General features: G+C 70.8%; 14 protein-coding genes. 7 read left to right on the top strand and 7 right to left on the bottom strand.

Translation table 11 applies throughout. The features are described 5' to 3' along the window. Positions 1-15: 15 nt before the first annotated feature. Positions 16-372, bottom strand: coding sequence for an Lsr2 family protein (locus ACFC1W_RS01200; protein WP_375987676.1), 357 nt, complete (start codon positions 370-372; stop codon positions 16-18). Positions 373-513: 141 nt separating this feature from the next. Continuing rightward, a complete protein-coding gene (locus ACFC1W_RS01195) occupies positions 514-1,395 on the bottom strand; it encodes a response regulator transcription factor (protein WP_375987674.1) in 882 nt (293 codons plus the stop codon). Positions 1,396-1,537: 142 nt separating this feature from the next. On the opposite strand from ACFC1W_RS01195, the gene ACFC1W_RS01190 reads away from it, so the two are divergent. After that, entirely contained in the window at positions 1,538-1,891 is a 354-nt protein-coding gene (locus tag ACFC1W_RS01190) for a DUF485 domain-containing protein (RefSeq protein ID WP_375987672.1), read from the top strand. Continuing rightward, positions 1,888-3,501 carry a cation acetate symporter gene (locus tag ACFC1W_RS01185; RefSeq protein ID WP_375987670.1) on the top strand — a complete coding sequence of 538 codons (1,614 nt, stop codon included), beginning with the start codon at positions 1,888-1,890 and terminating at the stop codon, positions 3,499-3,501. The genes ACFC1W_RS01190 and ACFC1W_RS01185 overlap by 4 nt, the downstream gene beginning before the upstream one ends. Before the next feature lie 98 nt (positions 3,502-3,599). Here ACFC1W_RS01185 and ACFC1W_RS01180 read toward each other — a convergent pair whose 3' ends face one another. After that, on the bottom strand, positions 3,600-4,214 hold the full coding sequence (locus ACFC1W_RS01180) for a methylated-DNA--[protein]-cysteine S-methyltransferase (protein ID WP_375987668.1): 615 nt from the start codon (positions 4,212-4,214) through the stop codon (positions 3,600-3,602). A gap of 196 nt (positions 4,215-4,410) precedes the next feature. Here ACFC1W_RS01180 and ACFC1W_RS01175 point away from each other — a divergent pair, with 196 nt between their 5' ends. Together ACFC1W_RS01175 and ACFC1W_RS01170 are read left to right on the top strand one after the other, a co-directional pair. Next, a complete protein-coding gene (locus ACFC1W_RS01175) occupies positions 4,411-8,118 on the top strand; it encodes an AAA family ATPase (protein ID WP_375987666.1) in 3,708 nt (1,235 codons plus the stop codon). Next, positions 8,105-8,296, top strand: coding sequence for a hypothetical protein (locus ACFC1W_RS01170; protein WP_375987664.1), 192 nt, complete (start codon positions 8,105-8,107; stop codon positions 8,294-8,296). The genes ACFC1W_RS01175 and ACFC1W_RS01170 overlap by 14 nt, the downstream gene beginning before the upstream one ends. A 162-nt stretch (positions 8,297-8,458) precedes the next feature. Here ACFC1W_RS01170 and mscL read toward each other — a convergent pair whose 3' ends face one another. The 3 genes from mscL to ACFC1W_RS01155 are packed head-to-tail and all read right to left on the bottom strand — an operon-like array spanning position 8,459 to position 9,828. Further along, positions 8,459-8,872 (bottom strand): large conductance mechanosensitive channel protein MscL, encoded by a 414-nt coding sequence (gene mscL, locus ACFC1W_RS01165; RefSeq protein ID WP_375987662.1) that lies wholly within the window; start codon positions 8,870-8,872, stop codon positions 8,459-8,461. A 32-nt stretch (positions 8,873-8,904) separates the two neighbouring features. Then, positions 8,905-9,216: an FmdB family zinc ribbon protein gene (locus ACFC1W_RS01160; RefSeq protein ID WP_375987660.1), complete on the bottom strand. Its 312-nt coding sequence runs from the start codon at positions 9,214-9,216 to the stop codon at positions 8,905-8,907. A gap of 15 nt (positions 9,217-9,231) precedes the next feature. Beyond that, entirely contained in the window at positions 9,232-9,828 is a 597-nt protein-coding gene (locus ACFC1W_RS01155) for a 5-formyltetrahydrofolate cyclo-ligase (RefSeq protein ID WP_375987658.1), read from the bottom strand. 113 nt (positions 9,829-9,941) lie between these two features. Between ACFC1W_RS01155 and galU the strand changes: the two genes are divergently transcribed. The 3 genes from galU to ACFC1W_RS01140 are packed head-to-tail and all read left to right on the top strand — an operon-like array spanning position 9,942 to position 12,582. Then, positions 9,942-10,829 carry a UTP--glucose-1-phosphate uridylyltransferase GalU gene (galU, locus tag ACFC1W_RS01150; protein ID WP_375987656.1) on the top strand — a complete coding sequence of 296 codons (888 nt, stop codon included), beginning with the start codon at positions 9,942-9,944 and terminating at the stop codon, positions 10,827-10,829. A 23-nt stretch (positions 10,830-10,852) separates the two neighbouring features. Further along, entirely contained in the window at positions 10,853-11,482 is a 630-nt protein-coding gene (locus ACFC1W_RS01145) for a GNAT family N-acetyltransferase (protein ID WP_375987654.1), read from the top strand. 56 nt (positions 11,483-11,538) lie between these two features. Further along, on the top strand, positions 11,539-12,582 hold the full coding sequence (locus ACFC1W_RS01140; protein WP_375987652.1) for a large exoprotein: 1,044 nt from the start codon (positions 11,539-11,541) through the stop codon (positions 12,580-12,582). A gap of 642 nt (positions 12,583-13,224) precedes the next feature. Here the strand turns inward: ACFC1W_RS01140 and ACFC1W_RS01135 are convergent. After that, complete coding sequence (locus ACFC1W_RS01135) at positions 13,225-14,430, bottom strand: amidohydrolase family protein (protein WP_375987650.1); 1,206 nt, start codon at positions 14,428-14,430, stop codon at positions 13,225-13,227. Positions 14,431-14,501: the final 71 nt, after the last annotated feature.

Below are 14,501 nucleotides of genomic sequence, written 5' to 3'. Positions count from 1 at the left end.
GCGAGGCGGCGTGCGTCAGTGCGCCGCCTCGTAGGCTTCGAGAACGGATGCCGGCACCCGGCCCCGCTCCGACACCTGGTGGCCGTTCTTCTTGGCCCACTCGCGGATGGCGCCGTAGTCCTGCTGGCCGGTGCGGCGCCGCTTGCGTGCGGCCCCTCCGCCGCTGCCGCTGCCGCCGCGCGATGAGCCGACGCTGCGTCCGGCGGCGACGTAGGGGGCGAGCGCGTCGCGGAGCGCCGCGGCGTTGCCCTCGGTGAGGTCGATCTCATAGGCGACGCCGTCGAGGGAGAACAGGACGGTCTCACCCTCTCCGACTTCGAGGACGGACCCGTCGAGGTCGTCGACGAGCTGATGCACAATTCTGCGGGCCATGAAGGGCACATTACGCGCTTTCAATCCCTTTTCGCACGCGGATTATGAATCCGGGAAAATCGGATACCCTGCAGAATTCGGACCGAATACTCCGACTCGGCGCGAATTCCGCCCGCACCTCCGAATTTCCCGGGTGCTGCGCTACGGCAGGAGGCCGGCGCGGCGGGCCTTGGCGACCGCGGCGTGGCGGGTCGAGGCATCCAATTTCGCCATTGCCGACTGCAGATACGACTTGACCGTTCCCTCGCGCAGGGAAAGGGTCGCTGCGATCTCGGAATTCGTCGCGCCGAGTGCGCAGCACGCGAGCACGTCGATTTCGCGCGGTGAAAGGCGCACATCGAGTGCGAGCGTCGGCTCTTTCTCGGACTGCGACAATGCCGCCAGCCGCTTCTCGAGACGCGCGAGCCGTTCGCGCAGCGAGGAGTCTTCGACGTCGGCCGCGATGCTGCGCAGCTCCGCATAGGTCTGGCGCAGTTCTTCTCGGGCGGCAGGAGCGAGAGCGGATGCCTCGGCCGGCGCGGCCGCGGGAGCCAGAGCGAGCCGGCGGTCGACCTCTTCGCGGATGCGCAGCTCGCTGGAGAGTTCTTCGGCGACCGCGAACGCGGGACGCGCCGCGACGTCGCCGACAGGGGAGGACGACCAGGAACCGCAGTAGATGACGCCGCGCGCCCGCGCGCCGACGAGCACCGGGATCGCGAACAGCGTCGCGATGCCCTCACCCAGCACGGCGCGGTCGTAGTCGTGCGTGATGCTGCGCGACGAACGGTAGTCGAGGGCGAGCCGGGGGCGCTTCTCGACGAGGGCGCGTCCGCCGAGTCCGCGGGATGCCTGCACCACGAGCCCCTCGAGGCTGCGCGTGCGAGCGCCGGCGATCGAGGTGACATGGATCGCGTCGCCGCGTTCGAGGCCGCCGAATGCGACGGGGAAGTGGGTGCGACGCACCAGGTCGTTCACCGCGCGGGCGAGCAGCTGCGTGTCACCGTCGGTGCGGTTCGACTTCTCGCCTGCGGTTGAGCCGCTCACGCGGTACCTACTTCCGGGGGTGACGGCGTCCTCGCCGATTTTCGTAGCGTCGACCCTACCACCCGGGTTGAGCGCTCGTCCCGCCGCTCGGAGACCCCCACCCGGCGCGAAGAAGCGCCCGTTCATGAGGCAAGGAGGCCACATGTCCGATGCCCGGACAGACACCGCCCCACCCGGCGGAATCGACTACATCGAGGTCGAGGAGTCGCCCCGGTTCACAGAGCTCAAGCGCAAGCAGCGCGGCTTCGTGTTCCCGATGGCGGTCGCATTCCTCGTCTGGTACTTCGCGTACGTGCTCCTCTCGTCGTTCGCGCCGGAGTTCATGGCGCAGCGCGTGTGGGGCGACATCACCGTGGGCCTGGTCTTCGGTCTCGGCCAGTTCGTGACGACGTTCGCCATCACGATGACGTACGTCTGGTACGCCAATCGCAAGCTCGACCCCATCGCTGAGGAGATCCGTGAGGACCTCGAGGCACGTCAGGAGGCCTCCGTATGAACGACGTCTTCGCTGCGATCTCGGCCGCCGTCGACACGGTCGAGAACAACCCCGTCTTGAACATCTCGATCTTCGGGGCGTTCGTGGCGGTGACCCTGTTCATCGTCATCCGCGCGAGCCGCAACAACAAGACGGCGGCCGACTACTACGCCGCCGGGCGCTCGTTCACCGGCCCGCAGAACGGCTTCGCCATCTCGGGCGACTACCTGTCGGCGGCATCCTTCCTCGGCATCTGCGGCGCGATCGCGATCAACGGCTACGACGGCTTCCTGTACTCGATCGGCTTCCTCGTCGCGTGGCTCGTCGCCCTGCTGCTCGTGGCGGAGCTCATGCGCAACACGGGCAAGTTCACCATGGCCGACGTGCTCTCGTTCCGCCTGAAGGAGCGTCCGGTGCGCATGGCCGCGGCCATCACCACGCTGGCGGTGTGCTTCTTCTATCTGCTGGCGCAGATGGCCGGTGCGGGCGGTCTGGTCTCGCTGCTGCTCGGCATCACCGAGACGCTCGGGCAGTCGATCGTCGTCGCCGTAGTCGGCGTGCTGATGATCGTGTATGTGCTCATCGGCGGCATGAAGGGCACGACGTGGGTGCAGATCGTGAAGGCGTTCCTGCTCATCGGCGGTGCGCTCGTCATGACGATCTGGGTGCTGGCGATCAACGGCTTCAGCCTCAACACGCTGCTCGAGAGCGCGGTGGCGGCGTCGCCGCAGGGTGAGGGGGTCCTCGGACCGGGCCTGCAGTACGGCGCGAACCCGTGGGACTTCATCTCGCTGGCGATCGCCCTGGTGCTCGGCACCGCGGGTCTGCCGCACGTGCTGATGCGCTTCTACACAGTGCCGACGGCCAAGGAGGCGCGTCGCTCGGTGGTGTGGGCGATCTGGCTGATCGGCCTCTTCTACCTGCTGACGCTCGTGCTCGGGTACGGCGCCGGCGCCATGGTCGGCCCGGAGGTCATCGCGGCGGCGCCGGGTGGCGTCAACTCGGCTGCACCGCTGCTCGCGCTCGAACTCGGCGGGCCCCTCCTGCTCGGGTTCATCTCGGCGGTCGCGTTCGCGACGATCCTCGCGGTCGTCGCCGGACTCACGATCACCGCCGCGGCCTCGTTCGCGCACGACATCTACGCGAACGTCGTGAAGAAGGGCAACGTGCCGCCCGACGGCGAGGTCAAGGTCGCCCGTCGCACCGTCATCGTGATCGGCATCCTCGCGATCATCGGCGGCATCGGCGTGCAGGGACAGAACGTGGCGTTCCTCGTCGCCCTCGCCTTCGCTGTGGCAGCGTCGGCGAACCTGCCGACGATCCTGTACTCGCTCTTCTGGCGCAAGTTCACCACGCGCGGGGCGGTGTGGAGCATGTACGGCGGTCTGGCCGCCGCGATCATCCTCATCTTCCTGTCGCCGGTCTTCTGGGGCACGGAGACGAGCGTGTTCAAGGTGGGCACGGCGATCTGGCCGCTCAACAACCCGGGCATCGTCTCGATCCCGCTCGGGTTCTTCCTGGGCTGGCTCGGATCGGTGACCTCCACGAGGGCGGAGGACCGGCGCAAGGCGGCCGAGATGGAAGTGCGGTCGCTCACCGGCTTCGGTGCCGAGAAGGCGACGCACCACTAGCCGCGATTCACGGGTGAATCGGCACGGCCCGGGCGGGAACGCCCGGGCCGTGCTTCGCGCGGACGGGGGAAGGTCTGCGCGGATGCGCCGCGGGCGGCCTACACGCCCGCGGGGCGTTCTCGCTCCGCCACGCGCGCGGGGCCCTGCACGCGCGCGGGGCGTTCGGGGACCTCCGCACCTGCGGGGCGTTCGAGGTCGATGAGGTACTTCTTCACGTCGGGCCGGCCGCCGTATTCGCCGAGCGAGCCGTCGGCCCGCACGACCCGATGCACCGGCACCACGATCGAGAACGGCGTCGTCGCACACGCGGTGCCGACGGCCCGCGCCGCGCGGGGGCTGCCCGCCGCGATCGCCACCTCGCCGTACCCGGCTGTCTCGCCGTAGGGGATCTCGCGCACGGCCTCGAGCGCATCGCGCGTGAAGCCGCGCACCAGCCGCCAGTCGAGCTCGAGGTCGAACGACCGGCGATCGCCGTCGAAGTACTCGTCGAGCTGCGTGATCGCCGCATTGAAGATCGCGCTCGCCGCGGCATCCGCCCCCTCGTCATCGGGCACCGGCACCGCCCTGAGGGCGAGGGACACCCTCTCGAGCTCGGCGCCCAGCGGACCGTCGAAGGGGTGGAGCGTCACGATCCCCTCGTGGGTGGTGACGATGAGGATGTCGCCCACGGGGGAGGGATGAACGCGGAAGCGAGGCGAGTCCGGGGAGGTCATAGGACCATCCTGGCCCGGGCCCTCCCCGCTCCGACCCCGACGACCGCCGACTGTGCACGCCCGGCCCGGAGGCGACTATGGGGAGGAAGGGCTGATGACCCGGCGTGTCCAATACCGCGAAACTCGGCTCCGTTGCAAGTGGCATCCGGACACGCCGCTTAGTGTGGCTTGCGTGTGGCGAGCAGAAGGCAGCGTCGTGGCCGGCGCAGAGGACGCCGTGCCCGGGAGCGTCGTGACGCCGGGCGATCTCGGCCTCGCCGAGCCCGATGTGGTCGTGGCGCACATCGCCGACCCCGAGCGCGAGCGCCTGCGCGTGCAATCCGCCGACTTGGGCGGCCGCTCCACTCTGCTGCACTTCACCGACGCCGGCGACTCGTCGATCGAGATCACCAAGGCGCACCCCGGCAGCCTTCCGCAGTTCATCACCGGCCGCTCGACGCTGCTCTCGAACCTCTTCCGCGACGAGGTCGCGCTGCGCAACGCGCGGCTGGCCGCCGAGCGGATCACCGCGAAGAACACCGAGCTGCGCACCACGCGCGGGCTCGAGCCGGTGCACCTCGCCGTCGGGCTCGCGAACTGGCGCATCGGCGGCATGGAGTGCTCGGCGCCGATCCTGCTGCGTCCGCTGGCGATCCGGCGTCACCACTCCGACTTCGAGCTCAAGCTCCACGGCTCGTTCAGCGTCAACCCCGAACTCGTCCGCGCGATGCTCACGCACTTCGGCATCGAGCTCGACGGCGCAGGGCTCGCCGCGCTCGCCTATGACGGCGGCGTCTTCAAGCCCCAGCCGGTCATCGACCACCTGCGCGCCCTCACGTCGTGGGTCGAGTCCTACGTGGTCAAGCCCCGCCTGCTGGTGTCGAGCTTCGCCGATGTCGGCGATGCGATGGCGCGGGATGCCGCAGACCTCGACCACCCCGTACTGAATGCGCTCGCCGGCCATCCCGCCGACCGCGAAGCGCTCGCGCTGCGCCGCGTCGCGCCCGAGCCGACCAGCCCCGACGAGCGTCCGCCCGCGGCCGACACGCTGCTGCTCGACGCCGACTCTGAGCAGGAGCGCGTCCTCGCGCGCATCACCGCAGGACAGTCTCTCGCCGTGCACACTCTGCCCGGCACCGGCGGCACCCAGACCGTCATCAACGCCGTGGGGGCCCTCGTGCGCGACGGCAAGCGCGTGCTCGTCGTGAGCGCGCGCAGCTCGACGCTCGACGGCATCCGTCACCGCCTCGCCGGCATCGGCCTGCCCGGACTCGCCGTGTCGCCGCGCACGCTCCAGCGCGACCTCATCCGCGCCATCGGCCGGAACGAGAAGGCCGAGGCGCCGAAGATCGCCGACATCGACGACGCGCTCGTGAGGCTGCGCGGCGTGCTGCGCGACTATCGCGGAGCCGTGACGGCGCAGCATCCGTCGCTCGGTGTCTCTGTTCTCGAGATCCTGCGTGCGCTCGCGACCCTCGCCGCACACGATCCGGCCCCGTCGACCGCGGCGCGCTTCGACGCCGTCACGCTCGAGCGGCTGGCCGACGGACGCGCCGAGGCCGCAGAGAAGCTCGCCGCCGCCGCGCGGCTCGGCGAGTTCCGCTTCGGGCCCGACGACTCGCCCTGGTACGGCGTCTCGTTCGCCAAGCCCGAGCATGCCCGCGCCGCTCATGCGCTCGCCGGCAAGCTGCACCGCAGCGATGTGCCCAGCCTGCTCGAGCGCGGGTACGAGCTGATCGCGCAGACGCGCATGCGGCCGTTCCAGACGATCGCCGAACTGGGCGCGTACCTGCGGCTGCTGCAGGGCATCCGCGACTCGCTCGACCGCTTCAGCCTCACCGTCTTCGAGCGCCCGCTGGGCGAGCTCATCCAGGCGCACGCGCCGCGGCGCGACGCGCCGAACATGAGCGGCCCCAACCGCCGCCGGCTCAAGCGCCTGTCGCGCGAGTACGTGCGCCCGGGCGTGCACGTGCCCGACATGTACGAGGCGCTCGTGCGCATCCAGCAGCAGCGCACCGAGTGGCAGCGTTTCGTCGATTCGGGCGTGACCCCCGAAGTGCCGCTCGGCCTGGCCGACGTGCACGTCGCCTGGGCGCGCGTCGACGCGGAGCTCGCCGAGCTCGACGGCGTGCTCGGACGCACCGGCGCCGACAAGCTGGCGACGCTTCCCGTGAAGCACCTCGTGCGCACCCTCGCCGGCCTCGCCGCCGACTCCGACGTGTTCGACAACCTCAAGGAGCGCGCGACCCTGCGCACCGACCTCGCCCGCCTCGGCCTCGATCCGCTGCTCACCGAGCTCTCGGTGCGCCACGTGCCCGAGTCGCAGGTCGCCGACGAGCTCGAGTACGCGTGGTGGCAGTCGGCGCTCGAGATGCTGCTGCGCACCGACCGCGCGGTGCTCGGCGCGAACACCGCCGTGGTCGACCGCCTGGAGCGCGACTTCCGGCTCGTCGACGAGGCGCATGCCGCGGCATCCGGCCCTCTTCTCGCCGCTCAACTGGCCACGCAGTGGCGCATCGGCATCGTCGATCACCCCGACGAGGCGGCGGCTCTGAAGACCGCGCTGAAGAACGGCGCGGTCACCCCGGCCGACCTCGTGCACGCCGCCCCGCACCTGTCGCGCGTGCTGGCGCCGGTCTGGCTGTCGTCGCCGTACGACGTGCCCGAGATTCCGGCGTCGCCCGAGTTCGATGTGGTGATCATCGCGGATGCCGCGGCCCTGTGCATCGCCGAAGCCGCACCCGCTCTGCGGCGCGGCCGGCAGGTGGTCGTGTTCGGTGATCCGGTGACGCAGAAGCCCACGCCGTTCCGCGTCGCCGCCGGCGCACCTCTTGACGAGGAGCCGGCCGACGGGGCCGAGCCGTTCGACTCGACCAGCGTCTTCGAGCGCCTCGCCGAGCTGCTGCCGGTCGAGACGCTGACCCGCAGCTACCGGGCAGGCGGCGAGGATCTCGCCGAGCTCGTGAACGACGCTTTCTACGGCGGCGAGCTCGTGTCGCTGCCGTGGGCCGGCTCGTACCTCGGCCGCGGCAGCCTCGGCGTCGACTACGTCGAGGGCGGCACGGGAGCGCCCGACCCGATCACCGGCGCGGTCGAGAGCCCCGACGCCGAGGTCAATCGCGTCGTGACGCTCGTCGTCGAGCACGCCGTCAACCGCGGCACCGAGTCGCTCATGGTCGTGACGGCCAGCGTGCGGCACGCGGAGCGCATCCGCGCCGCGGTCGAGCGCGCCTTCTCGGGACGCTCCGACGTCGCCGACTTCGTCTCGCGCGACACGGCCGAGCCGTTCGCGGTGCTGACGCTCGAAGAGTCGGTCGCTGAGAGCCGCGACCGAGTGATCTTCTCGCTCGGCTTTGGCCTGACCAAGCACGGCCGCGTGCTGAGCGACTTCGGCGACCTGTCCACGCCCGACGGGGAACGGCTGCTGACGGTCGGGATGACGCGCGCCCGCCGCTCGATGGTGATCGTGTCGTCGATCCGCCCGTCGGCGTTCGATGACGGTCGGCTCGAGCACGGAGCTGCGACGCTCATGTCGATCCTCGGGGGGATCGCCGCCAAGGCGCGCGATGCCCGCCTCGAAGACCTGGCCGATCCGCTGACACTCGCGCTCGCGCGCGAGCTGCGCCGCCTCGGCCTCTCGGTCGACGTGCACTACCGCGGGCTCCTGCCGCTGGTCGCGCAGTACGACGGCAAGGCGGTCGTGGTCGAGAGCGACCCCGAGACGATCGGCGAGTCGCTGCGCGAGTCGCTGCGGCTGCGCCCGCAGATCCTCCGCCGACTCGGCTGGCACTACGTGCGCGTGCACTCGTTCGACCTCTACAGCGACCCGGCGGGCGTGGCCCAGCGGATCGCCGCGATGCTCGGCGTGCCGCCCGAGGCGCCGCGCGTCGAGGCCGACACGCAGCCGATCGATGTCACCGACTGACCGCCAGCGCATCGAGCGGGTCCCCGGCTCGCGCCGCGTGAAGCTGACGCCCGCGCCCGGAACCGACCTCGAGCCGGTGGTGGGGGATGAGGACCCGGATGCCGCGTCCCCGGCCGACGCGGGCGCGTCAGGGCCGAACGACGAGCGCCTGAAGCGCGACGTCCCCCCGCACTACTGACGCGACGTCCCCCCGCATTACTGAGGCGTCGGCTCCTCGCTCAACCGCGCCGAACTGCGGTGTACGGGTGGGCGCGAGAGCGCTTCGGCGCGCTCGAACCGGGCAGCGTGAGACGAGGCCGCGCGCGGTCGAACCGGGGCAGCGCGAGAGGAGGCCGCTCCGCTATGCCTTGGGCTGCGCCGACAGGAGGTCGCGGATCTGCACCAGGAGTTCCTGCTCGGTGGGAAGCTCGGCGGCCTCCTCCTCCGAGATGCCGGCACGAGCGGCAGCGCGCTCCTTCCACTTGTTCATCGGGTAGACGAACACGAAGTACACGACCACCGCGACGGCGAGGAAGTTGATGATCGCGCCGAGGATCATGCCGAAGCCGAAGAACACCGGATCACCGCTGAGGTTGGTCACCGTCCAGCCGACGGCGTCGAGACTGCTCGCGTTGAACACGAGCGCGATGAGCGGGTTGATGAGGCCGGCGACGATCGCATTGACGATCAGCGTGAACGCCGCGCCGATGACGACCGCGACCGCCAGGTCGATGACGTTTCCGCGGAGGATGAACTCCTTGAAGCCCTTGATCATGTGAATTCCTCACTGTCTCCGGCTTCCGCCGGCTATGACCCGGACGAGGCGGGGGAGGACTTCGCCTCCGACTTCGATGATGTCGAAGGGGCGGACGACCCGCCAGTAGACGAGGCCGAAGATGTGGAAGTTGCGGGGGGCGCGGCATCCGTCCCCTTCTTCTCTCCTGCGCGGGAATCGGTGCGGTAGAAGCCGGACCCGTTGAAGGTCACACCGATCGAGCCGTACTCCTTGCGCAGCGGACCGCCGCACTCGGGGCATTCGGTGAGCGCAGGATCGGCGAAGGACTGGACCGCGTCGAAGCGGTGTCCGCACTGCTTGCAGGCGTAGGCGTAGGTGGGCATTTCTCTCTCGGTCGTTCAGCGCCGGGCGGGCGCGAGGACGATGGTCTGCGTCGGTGTCACGACGCCGCTGACGGGCTGGTCGTGGAGGTCGCTCGGAACCTCGTCGAGCACCTCGGAGTCGAATACCACGGCGTACACGGGCGGGCAGCGCTCCATCGACCCGATCGTCTTGTCGAAGTAGCCGCGACCCCACCCCAGGCGCATGCCCGAGCGGTCGACGGCGGCGGCAGGGATCACGAGCAGGTCGACGTCGTTGACGGCGATGGGTCCGAGCAGCTCGCCGACGGGCTCGGGGAGCCCGAACATGCCCTCGGCGATGTCGAGGTCGGGCGTCGCGACCGACCAGTCGAGCAGGCCGTCCGTGCGTGTGACGGGAAGGAGGACCCGGATGCCGCGTGCCACGGCCCCGGCGACGAAGTCCCGCGTGCCCGGCTCGGTCGTGGTCGAGAGGAAGCACGAGATCGACGTCGCGCCGTGGGTCTCGATCAGCGCATCGAGCTGTTCGGTGATCCCGGCCGCTGCGACATCACGGGCCTGCGGGGTCAGCAGCTGCCGTCGCTCCCGCAACTCTGCTCGGAGCGCGCGCTTCGCGTCGGCGATGGCGTCGGACATGCCCTCGATTCTAGGCGTCGCCGGGTGCGCCGATCGCCGATGCCGTGCAATATCGGCGGCGGAACGGGTGTCAACCGGCGGGAGCGGGTCGGTGAGGACCCTAGAATGCTCGCATGCCTCATTCCTCCATCAAGGCCGTGATTCCTGCGGCCGGACTCGGAACACGCTTCCTTCCTGCGACGAAAGCGATGCCCAAGGAGATGCTGCCGGTCGTCGACAAGCCGGCCATCCAGTACGTCGTGGAGGAGGCGGCGCAAGCGGGTATCGACGACATCCTCGTCATCATCGGTCGCAACAAGAACGCGATCTCCAATCACTTCGACTCGGTGCCAGAGCTGGAAGAGAAGCTCAAGGACAAGGGCGACACCGATCGCCTGCACCGGGTGCTCGAGTCGAGCGACCTCGCCGACATCCACTTCGTCCGCCAGGGCGAGCCGAAGGGCCTCGGTCACGCGGTGCTGCGCGCCAAGGCGCATGTGGGCGACTCCTCCTTCGCGGTGATGCTCGGCGACGACCTCATCGACGAGCGGGACGAGCTGCTGACCACGATGATCGCCGAGCACGAGCGCCGCGGCGCCACCGTCATCGCCCTGATGGAGGTCGACCCCGAGCACATCCACATGTACGGCGCCGCCGCCGTCGAGGAGACCGACTCCGAGGGCATCGTCAAGGTGACCGGACTGGTCGAGAAGCCGAAGAAGGAGGACGCGCCGTCCAACCTCGCGATCATCGGCCGGTACGTCCTGAGCCCTGACGTGTTCGAGATCCTCGAGCGCACCGAGCCGGGCAAGGGCGGCGAGATCCAGCTGACCGACGCCCTCCAGGAACTGGCCGCCGACGCCGACGGACCGGGCGTCTACGGCGTGATCTTCCGGGGCCGCCGATACGACACCGGCGATAGGGTGGACTACATCAAGGCCATCGTGCAGCTCGCCGCCGATCGTGACGATCTCGGACCCGATCTGCGTCCCTGGTTCAAGGAGTTCGCGGCGACGCTGTAGCGCCGCCCGTACGAGGGGGTCACGTGGACCTGACGGCTCCCCGCAGGCACGGACCGGTGTCCATCCGGCTCGTGCGACAGCGCGATGCCCGGCAGCTGCAGACCGAGCTGCTGTCGAACCGCGACTGGCTGCGGCCATGGGAGGCGACGAGCCCCGACGGCCCCGTCTCGTTCGACATGCGGCTCGGCGTGCGGCGCCTGTTGCAGCAGTACCGCGATGGTGCCGGCGTGCCCTTCGTGATGGAGCACGACGGCAACATCGCCGGTCAACTGAACGTGTGGGGCATCGCGCGGGGATCCCTCGCCTCGGCCACGATCGGCTACTGGGTGAGCAAGCGGTTCGCCGGACGCAACATCACCCCGACGGCGGTCGCGATGGCGACCGACATCTGCTTCACCGAGCTGCGCCTGCACCGCATGGAGATCTGCATCCGCCCCGAGAACCAGGCGAGCCTGCGCGTGGTCGAGAAGCTCGGCTTCCGCTACGAGGGCCTGCGCCGCCGCTACATCCACATCGACGGCGACTGGCGCGACCACTACGCCTTCGCGCTCGTGCGCGAGGACGTGCCCGAAGGCGTGCTGCAGCGCTGGGTGTCGGGGCATGCGCCGCACGACGCGGCGACCGTGCCGCCCGCCGATCGTCTGCACGCGTAGAGCGACACGCGACGGGATGCCTCGGCCGAGGCATCCGCTCACATACCGTTATGCACATGGGCGGGCAAGTGTTGGGTGGCGGGGTCATCGTGCTCGTCGCCGTGCTGTTGTGGCTCGTCTATCTGCTTCCGTCGTGGCACAGCCGCCGGCAGTTCGACGCGGCTGAGCGGAACGCGGTGCGACTGAACCAGGCGCTGCGCGTGCTCGCCGAGACGAGCGAGATGCCGCAGGAGGTTCACCTCGAGCTCAACGCGCGCACGGCGATGGCGCAGCAGCGCCTCGCCCGGCAGGCTCTGGCGCAGCGCGAGTCGGCCGCCCTCGAACAGGCGAAGGTCGACCTCGAGCGCGCGCGCACCGAGCGCGAGCTCGCCGAGGCGTCCGCGCGAGTCGAGCGGGAACGGGAGCGCGCCGAGCGTGAGCTCGCCGAAGCCGCCGCCCGCGTCGAACTGGAGCGTGCGCGCGCGGAGCGCGCCGCCGCACAGGCACAGGCTCGGGCCGAGATCGAGGCCGCGGAAGCTGCCGCTCGCGCGGAGGTCTCTGCTGCGCGGTCGGCCCCTGCTGCGCGGCGTGCGCGGGCTCGGCGCCGGTTCCGGCTGACGGCCACTCTGCTGTGCGTGCTGGGGCTCGCGGTGTCGGGCTTCGGGGTGTTCGAAGTTCTTTCGTCGGGGGTGCAGACCTGGCTCTGGGCGGGCGCGGCTGTGGCCGCGGCATCCGCTCTCGTACTTCACCGCCTTGCACGGGTCGCGGCGCGGGCGACCGTGCAGGTCGAGGTTCCGGTGGCGCGGCCCGACGTGCGCGTGCAGGACGTGCCTCTCGAACCGGCATCACGCGAGTGGGCGCCGCGCGAGCTGCCCCGGCCGCTCACCGCGTCGGCGGGGTCGCGGGCCGCGGCGATGCTCGACGTCGAGGCAGCCCGGGAGTCGATGCGCCAGGCGGCGCTCGAGGAAACCATGCGCGAGCGGGCCGAGGCGCAGCGTCCGCCGTCGATCGACACGGCGCGCGTCGCCCGGGCGGACTTCGCGGGAATGGGCTACGTCGACGACGCCGAGATCGAGGCCCACGTGCGCGGGCTGCTGGCGCGGCGGGCGTCCGGGCAGTAAGGGGCCGGCGGGGGCCGGGCTCTGGATTTCGGGGCCGTCGGGGGTCTCGGGGGCTGGGCCGTCGGGCCGTCGGGGTCTGGGGTCCTGCGCCGAAGGCTGGGGCGGAGGGGCCCGTCGTCCCGGTCGCAAGATCGGAGATCGTCCGCGGCGCGCCGGGGCGCGGCATCCGGAACCCGGCGTGTCGGTCGCGCGGTCCGATGTTGCGGCGCATGGGCCTCGTCCCGCTTGGTTGTCGGCTCGGCGCGCCCAGACGGCGAGTTGCCAGTTCGGGTGGGGTGGGCCGCCGTAGACCCACCGCGAGTGGCAACTCGGGTGGGTCTGAGTCGGGCCGAAGTTGGGGCTGGGAGCTGGGGTCCTGGGCCAAGCTGGGGCAGAGGGGTCGGCGCCTCGGTCGCAAGATCGGAGATCGTCCGCGGCGCGCCGGGGCGCGGCATCCGGAACCCGGCGTGTCGGTCGCGCGGTCCGATGTTGCGGCGCACGGGCCTCGCCCAGGGCGAGGCGCGGGCCTCCACCCAGGGAAGGCTGCGGGCTCGGCATGCGGCCTAGCCGCGCGGGCGTTGGCTCCGTGCTTCCGGGCGGCGAGTTGCCGGTTCGGGCGGGCTGGGCCGCCGTGAACCCACCGCAAGGGGCAACTCGGCGGTCTCAGGCCTGGTGGAGGACTCGCCCGGCACCCAGCACGAGTTCGCGCGCGGGCATCCGGACCAGCGCGTCCATCGCGTTCTCGGCGTCGATCAGCACGAGGTCGGCTCGGTCGCCTGTGCTGAGGGTGTTGCGTCCGATGCCGGCAAAGGGGACGCCGTCGGTGGTGGCGAGTTCGACGACGCGGCGCAGATCCTCGTCGCGCACGAGGCTCGACGAGCGCGCGTACTGCCACGCGATGCCGAGCAGGTCGCCGGTGCCGTACGGGCTCCACAGGTCGCGGATGCCGTCGGTGCCGAAGCCGAACCGCACGCCGGCGGCGTCGAGCTCCTGCAGCGGCAGCTGGGGCAGCCGCAGAGGAGCGACGGTGGTGAGGGTGACGTCGAGCTGCGACATCCGCTGCAGGAGATCCCGGCGGCGCGCGGCGTCGACCTGCGCGAGTGCGAAGCCGTGGGCGATGTTGACGCGGCCGGCGAGTCCGAGGGCCTCGGTGCGGTCGAGGATGAGGTCGAACTGGAAGGCGCCCAGCTCGGCAGGATCGTGGAGATGGATGTCGATTCCGACGCCCGTGTCGGCGGCGATCTCGAACAGCCCGTCGAGCTGCCCGACGGGGTCACGGTCGATGCTCGCAGGGTCGAGCCCGCCGATGTGCTCGACGCCGGACTCGGCGGCCGCGCGCAGGAGGTCGAGCACGCCGGGGCGGCGGAGGACGCCGTCCTGCGGGAAGGCGACGACCTCGGCGGTGATCGCTCCGTCGTACTCGGCGACGGCCTCGCGCACGACCTCGATGCCGCGCAGCCCGAGCCCGAGGTCGACGTCGACATGCGTGCGGACCGCGGTCGTGCCGAAGCGGACGAACTCCGCCAGCACGCGACGGGTGATGTCGAGACTCGGGATGCCGAGCTCGTCGCGCCGCGCACGCTCATGGCGGATGCGGCCGTCGGTGCCGCCTTCGCCCCCATAGGACTGCCAGGGGTGGCCGATCCACGACTTGTCGATGTGCGCGTGGGTGTTCACAAAGCCGGGGAGGGCGAGCAGGTCGCGGCCGTCGAGCTCGCCGGGGCCTGCCGGGATCCCGGTGGCCGGTTCGACTGCCGTGATGAGGCCCTCAGCGTCGACGAACACGTCGTGCGGGGAGCCGCCGCGACCTCCGGTCTCGAGCCGGACGCTGCGGAGCACGGACACGCGATTCGGTGTGACGGGGAGCATGCTTCCATCCTCTCGCGGGTGCGGTTCGAGGGGCTCGCAGCCGGTCGGGGAGGCCTGTCGTAGCGTGATAA

The sequence above is a fragment of the Microbacterium sp. NPDC056003 genome, from assembly GCF_042274785.1.
Taxonomy (GTDB): Bacteria; Actinomycetota; Actinomycetes; order Actinomycetales; family Microbacteriaceae; genus Microbacterium.
The sequence above is the reverse complement of the archived record's forward strand: the minus strand, read 5'-3'. Positions and strand labels throughout refer to the sequence as shown.

Bases quoted from the DNA above. Each gene is read 5' to 3' on its own strand.
- ACFC1W_RS01200 (WP_375987676.1), bottom strand. From the start codon at position 372: ATGGCCCGCAGAATTGTGCATCAGCTCGTCGACGACCTCGACGGGTCC.
- ACFC1W_RS01190 (WP_375987672.1), top strand. From the start codon at position 1,538: ATGTCCGATGCCCGGACAGACACCGCCCCACCCGGCGGAATCGACTAC.
- ACFC1W_RS01185 (WP_375987670.1), top strand. From the start codon at position 1,888: ATGAACGACGTCTTCGCTGCGATCTCGGCCGCCGTCGACACGGTCGAG.
- ACFC1W_RS01180 (WP_375987668.1), bottom strand. From the start codon at position 4,214: ATGACCTCCCCGGACTCGCCTCGCTTCCGCGTTCATCCCTCCCCCGTG.
- ACFC1W_RS01170 (WP_375987664.1), top strand. From the start codon at position 8,105: ATGTCACCGACTGACCGCCAGCGCATCGAGCGGGTCCCCGGCTCGCGC.
- mscL (WP_375987662.1), bottom strand. From the start codon at position 8,872: ATGATCAAGGGCTTCAAGGAGTTCATCCTCCGCGGAAACGTCATCGAC.
- ACFC1W_RS01160 (WP_375987660.1), bottom strand. From the start codon at position 9,216: ATGCCCACCTACGCCTACGCCTGCAAGCAGTGCGGACACCGCTTCGAC.
- ACFC1W_RS01155 (WP_375987658.1), bottom strand. From the start codon at position 9,828: ATGTCCGACGCCATCGCCGACGCGAAGCGCGCGCTCCGAGCAGAGTTG.
- galU (WP_375987656.1), top strand. From the start codon at position 9,942: ATGCCTCATTCCTCCATCAAGGCCGTGATTCCTGCGGCCGGACTCGGA.
- ACFC1W_RS01140 (WP_375987652.1), top strand. From the start codon at position 11,539: ATGGGCGGGCAAGTGTTGGGTGGCGGGGTCATCGTGCTCGTCGCCGTG.
- ACFC1W_RS01135 (WP_375987650.1), bottom strand. From the start codon at position 14,430: ATGCTCCCCGTCACACCGAATCGCGTGTCCGTGCTCCGCAGCGTCCGG.